The 13,058-nt window shown below is 69.2% G+C and carries 12 protein-coding genes; 3 read left to right on the top strand and 9 right to left on the bottom strand.

Features of this window, described 5'->3' with window-relative positions:
* Window positions 1-29 precede the first annotated feature (29 nt).
* Window positions 30-1,670 (bottom strand): FGGY family carbohydrate kinase, encoded by a 1,641-nt coding sequence (locus tag G448_RS0107050; RefSeq protein WP_026407416.1) that lies wholly within the window; start codon window positions 1,668-1,670, stop codon window positions 30-32.
* A 581-nt stretch (window positions 1,671-2,251) separates the two neighbouring features.
* Window positions 2,252-4,009, bottom strand: coding sequence for a glycerol-3-phosphate dehydrogenase/oxidase (locus G448_RS0107045; RefSeq protein WP_034494683.1), 1,758 nt, complete (start codon window positions 4,007-4,009; stop codon window positions 2,252-2,254).
* A 355-nt stretch (window positions 4,010-4,364) separates the two neighbouring features.
* On the opposite strand from G448_RS0107045, the gene G448_RS0107040 reads away from it, so the two are divergent.
* From G448_RS0107040 to G448_RS0107030, 3 genes are all read left to right on the top strand, one after another.
* The gene (locus G448_RS0107040; protein WP_245572242.1) at window positions 4,365-5,408 is read left to right on the top strand and encodes a sugar-binding transcriptional regulator; all 1,044 of its coding nucleotides are present in this window, start codon (window positions 4,365-4,367) and stop codon (window positions 5,406-5,408) included.
* A complete protein-coding gene (locus G448_RS0107035; protein WP_026407413.1) occupies window positions 5,405-5,995 on the top strand; it encodes an amino-acid N-acetyltransferase in 591 nt (196 codons plus the stop codon). The genes G448_RS0107040 and G448_RS0107035 overlap by 4 nt, the downstream gene beginning before the upstream one ends.
* Before the next feature lie 68 nt (window positions 5,996-6,063).
* Window positions 6,064-6,993: an HhH-GPD family protein gene (locus G448_RS0107030; protein WP_026407412.1), complete on the top strand. Its 930-nt coding sequence runs from the start codon at window positions 6,064-6,066 to the stop codon at window positions 6,991-6,993.
* Window positions 6,994-7,848: 855 nt separating this feature from the next.
* Here G448_RS0107030 and G448_RS18095 read toward each other — a convergent pair.
* From G448_RS18095 to G448_RS18380, 7 genes are all read right to left on the bottom strand, one after another.
* Window positions 7,849-8,268: a hypothetical protein gene (locus G448_RS18095; protein ID WP_156910958.1), complete on the bottom strand. Its 420-nt coding sequence runs from the start codon at window positions 8,266-8,268 to the stop codon at window positions 7,849-7,851.
* A gap of 89 nt (window positions 8,269-8,357) precedes the next feature.
* On the bottom strand, window positions 8,358-9,062 hold the full coding sequence (locus G448_RS15540) for a hypothetical protein (RefSeq protein WP_156910957.1): 705 nt from the start codon (window positions 9,060-9,062) through the stop codon (window positions 8,358-8,360).
* Window positions 9,063-9,244: 182 nt separating this feature from the next.
* Entirely contained in the window at window positions 9,245-9,637 is a 393-nt protein-coding gene (locus G448_RS0107020; protein ID WP_026407411.1) for a DNA/RNA non-specific endonuclease, read from the bottom strand.
* Between the two features lie 67 nt (window positions 9,638-9,704).
* Window positions 9,705-10,199: a DUF6301 family protein gene (locus tag G448_RS0107015; RefSeq protein WP_281170945.1), complete on the bottom strand. Its 495-nt coding sequence runs from the start codon at window positions 10,197-10,199 to the stop codon at window positions 9,705-9,707.
* Window positions 10,200-10,364: 165 nt separating this feature from the next.
* Entirely contained in the window at window positions 10,365-10,964 is a 600-nt protein-coding gene (locus tag G448_RS0107010) for a DUF6301 family protein (RefSeq protein WP_026407409.1), read from the bottom strand.
* Window positions 10,965-11,866: 902 nt separating this feature from the next.
* Window positions 11,867-12,637 (bottom strand): DNA/RNA non-specific endonuclease, encoded by a 771-nt coding sequence (locus tag G448_RS18385; RefSeq protein WP_245572241.1) that lies wholly within the window; start codon window positions 12,635-12,637, stop codon window positions 11,867-11,869.
* A gap of 185 nt (window positions 12,638-12,822) precedes the next feature.
* The coding region (locus G448_RS18380) for an immunity protein Imm33 domain-containing protein (protein ID WP_026406540.1) at window positions 12,823-13,058 on the bottom strand (236 nt) is incomplete at its 5' end.

Below are 13,058 nucleotides of genomic sequence, written 5' to 3'. Positions count from 1 at the left end.
TGACAAGTCGTGCGGGGACGACTAAGAGGCTACTCGACGACGTCGTCGTCGACCCACTCCAGGGTACGCGTTACGGCCTTCCTCCAGTTGCGGAATAGGCGCTCGCGCTCGGCGCCGTTCATGGCGGGCTCCCAACGGCGGCCCTCCGCCCAGTTCTCGACGACGTCGCGCGTGCCCGACCAGAAGCCGACCGCGATGCCGGCGGCATAGGCGGCGCCGAGCGCTGTGGTCTCAGTCACCCGCGGGCGCACCACCGGGACGCCGATCTGATCGGCCTGGAACTGCATGAGCAGCTCGTCGCGGGTCATGCCGCCATCGACCTTGAGCTCCCGGAGGGGCGCGCCGGACGGCCCGGCGTCCCGGTTCATGGCCTCCAGCACCTCGCGGGTCTGGAAGGCCGTCGCCTCCTCCACGGCGCGGGCGATGTGGCCCTTGTTGACGTAGCGCGTCAGCCCCACCAGGGCGCCGCGCGCGTCAGGCCGCCAGTGCGGGGCGAAGAGCCCGGAGAAGGCGGGCACGAAGTAGGCGCCGCCGTTGTCGTCCACGGAGCGGGCCAGCGTCTCGACCTCCTGGGACTCGGTGATGATGCCGAGGTTGTCCCGCAGCCACTGCACCAGCGAGCCGGCCACCGCGATCGAGCCCTCCAGGGCGTAGACGGGGGCCCGGCCCTCGATCTGGTAGCACACGGTCGTCAGCAGGCCGTTGCGGCTCCGCACCGGGGTCGCGCCGGTGTTCATGAGCATGAAGCAACCGGTGCCGTAGGTGTTCTTGACCTGGCCCACCTCGAAGCAGGCCTGCCCGAAGGTCGCCGCCTGCTGGTCCCCCAGGATCCCGGCGACCGGTGTGTCGATGAGCAGTCCGTTCTTGCGGCCGTAGCCGAAGACGCCCGAGGAGGGGCGGATCTCGGGGAGCATGGAGGCGGGGATCCCCATGTCGGCGCAGATCCCCTCGTTCCAGTCCAGGGTGTCGATGTTCATGAGCATGGTGCGCGAGGCGTTGGTGACATCCGTGGCGTGCACGCCGCCGTCGACGCCGCCGGTCAGGTTCCACAGCACCCAGGTGTCCATCGTGCCCATGAGGAGCTCGCCGGCCTCGGCGCGCTCGCGGGCGCCCTCGACGTTCTCCAGCACCCACGCGACCTTCGGGCCGGCGAAGTAGGTGGTCAGCCCCAGGCCCACGCGGTCCCTGTAGCGGTCGTAGTCGGCGCCGCCCGGTGCGCTCGCGGCGCCGGGGGTGCTGGCGGCGTCGGGGGCGGTGCGGTGGCCCGCCCGGAAGGGGGCAGACGATCCGGGGCTGCTGGCGGCGTCGGGGGCGGCGGCCGCCAGCCGGTCGCAGATCCTCCGGGTGCGGGTGTCCTGCCACACGATCACGTTGTGGACGGGCTCGCCGGTGGCCCTGTCCCATACGACGACGCTCTCCCGCTGGTTGGTGATGCCCACAGAGGCGATCTCGTGGCGATTGATCTCGGCCTTCGACAGGACTCCGGCCACGACCGAGCGCACGTTGCGCCAGATCTCCATGGCGTCGTGCTCGACCCATCCGGCGCGCGGGAGGATCTGGGCGTGCTCCTTCTGATCGACGGCGGCGATCCGGCCGTCGTGATCGAACAGGATGGCGCGAGAGGAGGTCGTGCCCTGGTCGATGGCCAGGACGTGGGTCTTCTCGGTCATGGGGAGCCCTTTCTGAGCGGCGCTGTGAGATGTGGGGCGGAGGCAGGGGCGGTCGCGGCCTCGTGCCCGTGGACCCGTGTCAAGTATCGGTGAGTTTCAGGGTTCTTCGTGTGCGAGGGCGCGGTCGGGGTGGGCGGGTGCCGGTGGTTCGGCGTCTCGGGGTCCTGCGTGGTCGTACCCGGGGTCCTGCGTGGTCGTACCCGGGGTCCTGCGTGGTCGTACCCGGGGGGCGCGTGGTCGTACCTTAGAGCCCCTCTAAGGTACGACCACGCGGAGTTGCGTACGACCGCGTGCACCGAGAGTACGACCACGCGGCTTTACATACGACCGCGCCGGACCGCGTACGACCGTGCGGGGCCGGTGGCGCACGGCGACGAAGCGGTGCGCGCTCCCCGGCGCTCCGGGCTCCGAGGCCGCGGCACGGGGCTGCGGGGCCTATGGGACGCAGCAGGACTCATGCGGGTGCCGGCGCCCGCGCCCGACCCGGGACCGTCGACCAGCACCCCGACGGCCCCGATGAGAAAAGGCCCGAGCAGCCGCATACACCTCACCCACCGCATCCCGGACACGAGGAACCGGTTTCAGATCGCACGGGTCAGGTGGGAGACCGCGGCGGCGTCGTCGACTTCCTCCTCGGCCGCCGCGATCTCGGCGACCCGCTCGGCGTAGGCCGCCCGCTCGGCCTCGACGTCGGCGTCGGACCATCCCAGCAGCGGCGCCATCACCTCCAGGACCTCGGTGGCGGGGGCCAGCCCGTGGTCCCGGCGCTCGATGTCCAGGCGCACGCGTCGCAGCAGGACGTCGTCGAGGTGGGCCGCGCCCTCGTGGGTGACGGCCCAGGCGACCTCGGCGCGCAGGAAGGCGGGCGCCCCGTCCAGGGGCCGGGCCAGGGAGGGATCGGCGTCGATGGAGGCCAGCAGCGCCGGGAGCTCGTCCCCGTAGCGGTCCAGCAGGTGGGTGACCCGCGCCAGGGTCCATCCGCGCTCGCGGGCGATATCGCCCGCTCGTGCCGCCAGGGCGCGATAGCCGGCGGCGCCCACCAGCGGCAGGTCGCCCGTCGCGCAGGGGTGGGCGTGGGCCAGGGCCTCGCCCAGGGCGTGGTCGACGGCGTCGCGGGCCATGACGCGGTAGGTGGTCAGCTTGCCTCCGGCGATCGCCGTCAGCCCGGGTGCCACGCGCGTGACCGTATGCTCGCGGGAGACCTTCGTGCTGGCGGTCTGCCGGCGGTCGGCGCCGGGCTTGAGCCGGGGCTGGATCAGGGGGCGCAGGCCCGCGTAGACGCCGATGATGTCGTCGCGGCTCAGGGGTCGGGACAGCACCTCGTTGGCGTGGTCCAAAACGTAGTCGATGTCGGCGGCCGTGGCCACCGGCTTGGCGGAGTCCTGGGACCACGGGGTGTCGGTGGTGCCGATGACCCAGTAGCGCGGCCACGGGATGATGAACAGGACGGACTTCTCGGTGCGCAGGAAGATCCCGGCCTCGGCGTCGATGGCGTCCTTCGGGACGACGATGTGGATGCCCTTGGAGGCGAGCACCTCGAGGCCCCCCGCGTCGGCGGCCAGGTCCTGGGTGGCCTCGGTCCACACGCCGGTGGCGTTGATCGTGCGGGCGGCACGGATCTCGTGGGTGGTGCCGGTCTCGATATCGATGACGGTCGCGCCGGTGACGGCGCCGTGGGCGCTCCTGAGGAAGCCGGTCACCTTGGTGCGGCAGGCGGCGAGCGCCCCCAGACCGACCGCGGTGCGGATGAGGTCGATGACGAGGCGCGCGTCATCGACGCGGGCGTCGTAGAAGCGGATCGCGCCGACCATCTTCGAGGGCTCGAGAGCCGGGGCGAGTGCGTGCGCGCCCCGACGTCCCAGGTGCCTCTGGAACGGGACGCTCCGGTGACCCCGGGCGCCGGCGAGGGCCAGGGCGTCGTACATGCCCACGCCCACTGCCGAGTAGGAGCGCTCGTAGTGATGCTTGAGAGGCCACAGGAAGGGCTGGGCCTTGACCAGGTGCGGGGCGGTGGTCTCCAGCAGGCGGCCGCGTTCGGCCAGGGCCTCGCGGACCAGGGCGACGTCGAGCTGGTAGAGGTAGCGCAGACCGCCGTGAACGAGCTTGGACGACCATGCGGAGGTTCCCGAGGCCCAGTCGCCCATCTCGACCACGCCGGTGCGCAGACCGCGCGCCGCGGCGTCCAGGGCGATGCCGGCCCCGGTGATGCCGCCGCCGACGACGAGGACGTCGAGATCGTCTCCGCCGTCCCGCCCGCTCATGGCCTCCAGGGCGGTGGCGCGCTGCTCGCGCGTGAGCGCTGTGAGGGCGGCGGTCTCCGAGGCGGTGGACGCGCTCATATGCGGACTCCTTCGTCTGTATTCGGCTGTCATTCGTCTGCGTCCGTCACGTCTGCATGCGCCTGCACTCGTCCGACGACGGACTCCCGGGTTCAGGATCATCGATTGATGAGATGATGAGCAAGGCGCGTGCACGAATGTGCACACCCCGACGAGGGGAGGGGAGATGATGGGCGAGTCGCAGTCGTCGCAGGGGGCCCGGCCCCGGCCGCCGAGGGCCGGGACGTCGGCGGACGAGTCCGTGCGCGCGGGCGCGGCCTGTGTCGACGCCCTCGCGGGCGCGCGGCGGGACGGGAACGAGCCCCCGCGGGCGCGCGCGGCCACCGAGGATCAGCGGGTCTTCGAGGCCGCCTCCATGTACTACGTCCAGGCCGAGACCATGGAGGTCATCGCCCGTCATCTGCGCTGCTCGCGCTCGACGGTCTCGCGCCTGCTCGCCCGGGCCCGACGGAAGGGGATCGTGCGCATCGAGCTGGTCCATCCCGGGGGAGCGGGCGGTCCGGAGGCGCGTTTCGAGGCCGAGTTCGGAGTGCGCGCGCATATCGTGCCCGTGCGCGAGGGCACCACGGAGATCCATCGCCTCCAGCAGGTGGCCGCTGTCGCCGCCTCCCGTTTCGTCGAGCTGGCCGGCGGGCTCACGGAGGCCCGCGGCCCTGACGGCGCCGGCGACTCCGACGGTGCTGGTGGCCCTGGCAGTACCAACGGCGCCGTCGGTCCTGACGGGCGTGATGAGGACGATGACGCGGGGCTCGTCGTCGGCTCGGCCTGGGGGACGACCATGAGCGAGGTGGCGGCGGCGCTGCCGACCAGGCGCATCCCGGGGCTGACCATCGTTCAGCTCAACGGCTCCTCGGACCCCGTGCACGAGGGGCCCTCGGCCGGTCGGATGCTGTCGCGGATGGGGTCCTCCCTGGGGGCGCGCACGATCGGCTTCCCAGTGCCGGCCTTCTTCGACCGGGCCGGCACCCGTCGGGCCATGTGGTCGGAGCGTTCGATCAAGCGGGTCCTGGCGGTGGCGGCCGCCGCGCGTCTCGCCGTCTTCGGCGTGGGCACCCTGGAGACCGGCTCGGGCGCCCTGCCCAGTCAGGTCTACGCCGGTGGGCACCTCAGCCGGGCCGATCTCGCCGTCGCCCGGCGCGAGGGCGTCGTCGGGGACGTGTGCACCGTCCTGCTGCGGGCCGATGGCACCTGGGGTGACATCGACCTCAATGCCCGCGCCACCGGTCCCACGCCTGCCCGGCTGGCGCGCATTCCGCGCAGACTGTGCGTCGTGGCGGGCACCGGCAAGGTCCGGGCCTGTCTCGCGGCGCTGCGCGCGCACGTGGCCACCGACCTCGTCATCGACGATGCCACCGCCCGTGCGGTGCTGGCCCTGTATCAGCGGAAGGAGACCCCATGAGCGATACGAGCCGCCCGAGCGGCGCCGGGGACGCGGCCACCGCTGCGTCGTCGAGACCCTGGCGCACGGTCCTGCGCGCCGCTCGCCCCGCGGACGCCCGCGCCATCGCCGAGCTCGTCCGGCCCTATTCCAATCGTCGCATCCTCATCGCCAAGGACCTCATCACCTACTTCGAGGACATCCAGGAGTTCACCGTGGCCGAGGGCGCGGGGTCGCTCGACGGCACTTGGGAGAAGCCCGACGGCATCATCGGCTGCGGGGCCCTGCACGTCATGTGGGACGACATCGCCGAGGTCCGCACGCTCGCCGTGCGCAAGGACTGCCTGAATCGGGGGGTCGGCGGCGCCATTCTGGGCGAGCTGCTCGAACGCGCTCGCGTCCTGGGCCTGCGACGCGTCTTCTGCCTGACCTTCGAGGTCGACTTCTTCATCGCCCACGGCTTCCACCCGATCTGGGGCACGCCGGTGGGCATGGACACCTTCGCCGAGATGGTGCGCAGTCATGACGACGGGGTCGCCGAGTTCCTCGACCTGGCGCGGGTCAAGCCCAACACCCTGGGGAACACGCGCATGCTCATCGAGCTGTGAGTTCTGCGAGACCCGCGGTCCCTGCGAGACCCGCGGTCCCTGCGGGGACCGTGGGCGGAGCGGATGCGATGGCGTCGTGCGACGCCCGGGGCGCGCCGTCCCCGCGGGCGGTCATCGAGTGGTACCGCGAGCACGCGCGGGACCTGCCGTGGCGCGAACCGGGGACGACGCCCTACGGGGTGCTGGTCTCGGAGGTCATGAGCCAGCAGACCCCGGTCGCCCGGGTGGTGCCCGCGTGGCGGCAGTGGATGGACCGCTGGCCGGATGCGGCCGCCCTGGCGCGGGCCGAGCCCGCGGAGGTCCTGCGGGTGTGGGGCACGCTGGGGTATCCCCGTCGGGCGCTGCGACTCATCGACTGCGCCCGCGCCGTCGTCGAGCGCCACGGCGGCCGACTGCCCTGCGACCTCGAGGCGCTGCGGGCGCTGCCGGGGATCGGCGAGTACACGGCCGGCGCCGTCCTGGCCTTCGCCTTCGGGCGCCGGGCCCTCGCGCTGGACACCAATGTGCGGCGCGTGCTCGCTCGCGCGGTCGGTGGTCGGGCCCTGCCTCCTCCCGCGCTGGTGCGGGCCGAGCGCGAGCGGGCCGAGGCGCTTCTGCCCGAGGCCGACGGCGAGGCGGCCGCCTGGTCGGTGGCGGTCATGGAGCTGGGGGCACTGGTGTGCACCGCCCGCGAGCCGCGCTGCGATGACTGCCCGTGGCGCGAGGAGTGCGCGTGGCTGGCCGCGGGCACGCCCCCGGATGAGCACGCCGAACGGCGACGCCGACAGGCGTGGCGGGGGACGGACCGTCAGGCGCGGGGTCTGATCATGGCCCGGCTGCGCGGGACCGACACGGGCGCGACGCTGAGCGCCGAGACGCTCCTGACGGCGGGAGCCGGTGCCGGGGCCCGTGAGGGTCGAGCGGCGGACCACGAGCAGCCGGGGCGCGCACTGGCCTCTCTCCTGGCCGACGGGCTCATCGCCACCGACGACGACGGGACGACCTTCCGCCTGCCCTGAGGCTCGCATGTCGGCGGGGCGAGGGGGCGGGAGTGCGTGCGCCGCGGGTGCTCTTCACTCCGACGGGGGACTGCCGCCCTTCCGTCGGCCGGATCTCGTCAAGCACGTCGAGGAGGTACTCCGACCTGGTTGTGCCTTCCGTGGGGACATCGCCGTCGTCTCCCACGCATCGCATTGCTTTCCGACATGCGTCATCAATGCGATTCACCTGTTCCCGGCTCATCGGGGACTGGGCTGGGAGCAGAGGGGTGGGCCGGGAGCGCAGGGCTGGGCCGGGAACGATGGCAGCGACTCGGGATCGTTCTCGGTGAGCACCTCCATGAGGAGGATTCTCATGGGCTTGTGGACTTGTCGGGGAAATGACCGTGAACGGGTTCTTCGTGTTCGAGGGTGCGGGTGCTGGCGGGCGGGTGCCGGTGATTCGGCGCGTCCGGATCTTGCGCGGTCGTACCTTGTGGCGCCAGGTCGTACCTTGTGGCGCCAGGTCGTACCTTGGAAGGGCTCCAGGGTACGACCGCGCGCGTTTGGGTACGACGTCGTGAGGAGAGGTACGACCGCGTGCATCCGGGTACGACCGCGCGGGCGGCTCGCGCGGCGGCACGACGCCGCGCGAGCACCCTGATGCCTTCTCGTCCGGCCCCGGCCGCGCGGGGATCAGCGAGGGGCGGAACCGGATGCAGGAGGAGGATTCGCCCTTCTGACGGGGCGTGCGGAGCGACGGGACTTGTTAGGGGCGGGCGTATCCGTATCTGCGGCAAAGGGACAAGCAGCCTGCCGGCATCGGCATCGGATCGGCTTTCCGCCGGGAGGACGTCGCGTGCTCGGGCGAGCGCGGAGGATCGCGCTGACGTGGCCTCACTCGCCGCGGCCCGGCGTCGCGTGCTCGGGCGAGCGCGGAGGATCGCCCCCGGAACCGCCGACCAGCACCCTGATGGCCGATTCCGGTGAGAAAGGTCCCCCATTCGCATATGCCCCGCCTACCGCTGATGCGTCTTGCTCTGAAGGCGACTTCTGCTTCTCTTTCTCTGCTGACCAGGTCTCGTCAAGCACGTCGATGAGATGCTCCAGCCTGGTTGTGCGTTCCGTGGGGACGTCGCCGTTGTCTCCCACGAATTTCATCGCTTTCCAGCATGCGTCATTAACGCCATCTACTTGTTCCTGAGTCATTGAGGATTGGGTCGAGAACAGCGGAACCAGCTCGGGGTCGTTCTCGGTGAGCACCTCCACGAGGAGGTTCCTCATGGACTCGTCGGGAAAATGGTCGTGAACATTCATGGGTTTCTCCATCCTCTGCTTCCGCGAGACCTGGACTGCTATGTGTTCTTCGGAGATTGTTCGGTGGTCTGGTTGGTTGTGGGGTGTGTTTAGGGGGTGGTTGGTTTGTTGGGTTGGTGGTGGGCGCGTTCGGCGCCTTGGGCGAGCCAGGTGGGGGTGTGCTGGGCATCGCGGGGGTGGAGGTGGAGTTCGTCGGCGCAGTCGGTGTCGGTGAAGCCGGGGTCGTAGTCCCATTCGTAGAAGGTGACCAGTTTGAGGTCGTCGGTTTCCATCGATATCTGTTCGCGGGTCCAAGCGCCTGCGTGTGGTTTGGCCTGGGTTTGGGGGCCGCGCAGTTCGGTGGTGATGGCGGTGATGGCCGAGGTGACTTGGTCGGGCAGGTCGATGTCGTGGTGGGTGGTGCCGTTGGTCAGGGTCAGGGTGGTTCGTAGGGCGGTGCGTCGTCCCAGGGCGAGGCTGTCGATGTCGATGCGCTCGGCGTCCTCCTGGGTGCTCAGCCAGTGGGCCAGGGCGTGTTCGAGGCGGTCGTAGATCTGGGTGGCGCGTCGGCCCCGGGCGGCGCCCTGGGCGAGCCAGGCCGGGGTGTGCTGGGCGTCGCGGGGGAAGCGCTCGAGCTCATCGGCGCAGTTGAAGTCGGCCGGTCCGACGTCGCGGTCCCAGTCGTAGTCGGCGTGCAGGACGAGCTCGTCGGCGCTCATCCACAGATGAGCCCACGTCCACGCCCCACGACCAGGAATCATCTGTTCCCCGCGCAGGTCGTCGACGCTGAAGGCGGCTTCTCGTGGAGTGGTCATCGCTTTGCGCTCACCGTCGGGGAGAGTGATATGAGTCGTTCTGGAGCCCCACATTCCCAGTGCTCGACACTCAATGTCGACACGAACAGCCCCCTGTTGCCTCATCCACTCTATTAAGGCATTTTGCACGGCGGTGAGAATCTCCTCAGCCGACATTCCCCATGTGTTCAACTTGGGCATAATTACTTCCTTCCCGCTCGGTTCGGGAAACTCTGATCCGGCATCGGCTTGCCGTACTCCTTTCCCGTAATCTCGATTTCCCGTGGTACTTTGTCGACGTCTGTGCCCGTCAGGTGGGGGTCGTAGTCGAGGGTGATGTCGATGTCGGTGTACTTCCCGGGGTTCCTGGCGGCGTCCGTCTCGAAGGCGTAGTAGCTCTTGAACTGGCCGTTGGGGTCGACCGGTTCGACGCCCCGCAGGCCACTACTGCGGTTCATCTGATCGGTTTGGGGGAACATGTTCAGTCTCTCCGGCGGACCGCCGAACTGGGTTCTCACGATGTGTCCGCCCTCGTACGTCCCGTCCAGTGAGGAGCCGTATCCGGCGACCTCCTTCTGGATGGCGGGGTCGCGCACGCGGTCGGCGGGATCCGTGGGAGGGGGGTGCGGTGCGCCGGTGCGGTGTGGTCGTGGTGTTGGTTGGTCAGCGGGCGGGGTCGTTCTCGTCGGCGATCTCGTCGAAGTAGTGGGCCTCGCCCCTGGCCGCCTCGTTGAGCGCCGGGGAGTCAACATCGATGCTGATGACCCAGCTGACGGTGCCGATGTCCACCGAGGCTCCGCTGGGTAGTGTCCATGCCGCGGAGGTGTGTTTGCGCTTGTTGCGTGTGCCCTTGCCGTAGACGGCGGTGAGGGCCTGGACGTAGGCCTCGAAGGCCCTGGCCGCGATGGGAACGGCCTCGTCCATGACGGGCTTGGGGATGCGGGAGGTCAGGGACAGGTGGAAGCCGGAGACGGTCCTGGTGCTCCTGCCGGCCTCGATGGTGGTGAAGGAGGCGTCCTTCTCATCGATGCCGTGGTCGGTGGTGAACAACGTCTCCATTGTGGGTGAGGAGGTCCAGCCGAGGCGGTCGCGCAGGGCGAGGGCCTGGGCCGGGCTCATGGGCCAGGAGTGCTCGGCCCAGGCGCGGACCGTCCTCAGGCCGGTGTCCACCGGGACGACCCGGAACACGCTGCCATCGGACAGGACCGTCTGGTGGGGAAAGCCGTCACCGGTGTCGCTGGGAGTCACAGGGTTATCCTCCTCGTCGGCGTGCCGCGGCCGGCGGGAGGGGGGCTCGGCGCGCCGAGTCGGTGCAATCGGCGGTCAGTTGTCCGGGGTGCTGGCGTAGGGGACGTCGTTCTCGTCGGCGATCTCGTCGAAGTACTGGGCCTCGCCCCTGGCGATCTCATTGCCCACCGGGGAGATGACGTCGACGGACACGACACGGCCGACGGTGCCCATGTCCACCGATGCCCCGTTGGGCAGGGCCCATTTTACTGACAGGACGCCTTGGCTGCGCGAGCGTGTGCCCTTGCCGTAGACGGCGGTGAGGGCCTGGACGTAGTCCTCGAAGGCCCTGCCCGCGATGGGAACGGCCTCCGGCCTGACCGGCTTGGGGATGCGACAGGTCAGGGACAGGTGGAAGCCGGAGACGGTCCTGGTGCTCCTGCCGTTCTCGACGGCGATGAACCAGGCGTCCTTCTCGCCGATGCCGTGGTCGGTGGTGAACATCTCCTCGTCGGTGGGTGAGGAGGTCCAGCCGAGGCGGTCGCGCAGGGCGAGGGCCTGGGCCGGGCTCATGGGCCAGGGATACTCGGCCCAGGCACGGACCGCCGCCACACCGGTGCCCACCGGGACGACCCGGAACACGCTGCCGTCCGACAGGACCGTCTCAACGGGGAAGGCATCGTTGTTGTCAGTCATCGGAGACTCCTCTTATCACTCATCATTTCATCGCTGGTTGCCAGTTTATCCCCGGCCGCTGTCATCATCACCGCCGGTCTGCTGGCCGCTCACACCGCCGTCGAGTTCACCGTCGCCGGTGGCGCCGTCCGATATTTAGGCTGCTGGGTGTTTTTCGGACACTGCTTGTTTTGTGCTTCAGGCTGTCTTGCTCAGGTCCGGGAATTCTTGATCGGCCTCATTAAGGGGCGGTATCCCAGGGGTGAGTGAAAGCGGGCATGATTGCATCTCAGCTCGATCCATGAGGCAATAACGTTGATCGCCTATCCCCTGGTGGGGTACGTTATTCGGTGGACCCTCTCATTCTTGAGTATTGGCGTTGCAGGACTCCGCCCAGGCGTTGTCCCAGCACATTCTGGTGTGCCCGACGGACGGGCGGATACCATAGGACCCCAGGTGGTCCAGGAACTTCTGAGACGTGTACCGGCCGCCCCGGTCGGAGCGGGAAGATCGTCACGCCCTTCTCGACCGGATATCCTCCAACCGCCATGTCGATGGCCTCATACGCCAGGGAAGCGCGCATGTGGTCGGCCATCGCATAACCCACGACTTCCTTAGTGCGGCAGCCTAGGACGGTTGCAAGACAGACGAACACGGCCCCTGACCAGGCCAGCCACTGGCGCAGCGCGCCGCGCTCGACCTCCAGGTCTTGGACGATCCCACGCACCGTCGCCCCCAGTGTCGTCTCGTACACCTCCATCGCCTGACGCCGCAAGCTCCTCGGAGTAGCTCTTCCTAACCATGCTCAGATCATCTCGCTCTCCCCAGCCCAAAGGCCGGAATCAGCGTGTCCAAACAACAGGGGCAAGCCCTGACTCACGGGAATAAAAACTCCCTCAGTCCGAGAAACACCGCGTACTCCGCTAAAACAACCTAAGCAACCCCATGAATAGGACTCCTTCTGCGGGGTTGGGTGTGTTTAGGGGGTGGTTGGTTTGTTGGGTTGGTGGTGGGCGCGTTCGGCGCCTTGGGCGAGCCAGGTGGGGGTGTGCTGGGGGTTGCGGGGGTGGAGGTGGGGTTCGTCGGCGCAGTCGGTGTCGGTGAAGCCGGGGTCGTGGTCCCATTCGTAGAATGGTGACCAGTTTGAGGTCGTCGGTTTCCATCGATATCTGTTCGCGGGTCCAGGCGCCTGCGTGTGGTTTGGCCTGGGTTTGGGGGTCGCGCAGTTCGGTGGTGATGGCGGTGATGGCCGAGGTGACTTGGTCGGGCGGGTCGATGTCGTGGTGGGTGGTGGAGTCGGTGAGGGTCAGGGTGGTTCGTAGGGCGGTGCGTCGTCCCAGGGCGAGGCTGTCGATGTCGGTGTACTTCCCCGGGTTCCTGGCGGCGTCCATCTCGAAGCTATGGACGCTATTCGAGTAGGGGCCGCCCACGCCGCGGTTGACGCCGTCCAGATGGAGGACCATGTTCAGTCTCTCCGGTGGGCCGCCGAACTGGGTTCCCACGAGGTGCCCGCCCTCGTACGTCCCGTCCAGTGAGGAGCCGTATCTGGCGACCTCTTTCTGGATGGCGGGGTCGCGCATGCGGTCGGCGGCCGGGATGGGGTCCATGGAGTCGACTTGGCAGCGGATTGTGCGGGCCTGGTCGTCGGTGGTGTAGTGGAACTTCTCGTCGACGGTGTAGGTGGTGTCGGGCAGTGGGTTGTTGAGGTCGGGGTTGAGGGTGCCTCCGTTGGCGACGGCCGAGCGGGTTTCGACGTGCGTGATCTCGCCGGCGTCGTTGGTGTGGAAGTCGCCGCGTCCCTCGGCGTGGTGGTGGGTGTTCGGTTCCAGCTGGTGGTCCTGGCCGAAGGAGGGGTGCCGGGGTCGGGGTGCGTGGTGTTCTACAGTTGGTCGGTGATGTCCTGGCCGGTGGTGTTGTCGTACCAGCGGCGGCGTCCGTTGTGGACGACGAGCTGGAGGTCGGTGCCCACGGGCAGGGTGTAGATGCCGATCAGGGCGGGCTCGATGTTGGCGATGGAGTTGAAGCTGGCCACGACGAGGTTGCCGGGCGTGTTGAGGAAGTCGTCGGTGTCGGCGTCGGACAGGATCCGCCATCCGTTGTCGACGGGGTTGACGG

It is taken from the genome of Actinomyces gerencseriae DSM 6844 (assembly GCF_000429265.1).
In the GTDB taxonomy this organism is placed as follows: domain Bacteria; phylum Actinomycetota; class Actinomycetes; order Actinomycetales; family Actinomycetaceae; genus Actinomyces; species Actinomyces gerencseriae.
The sequence above is the reverse complement of the archived record's forward strand: the minus strand, read 5'-3'. Positions and strand labels throughout refer to the sequence as shown.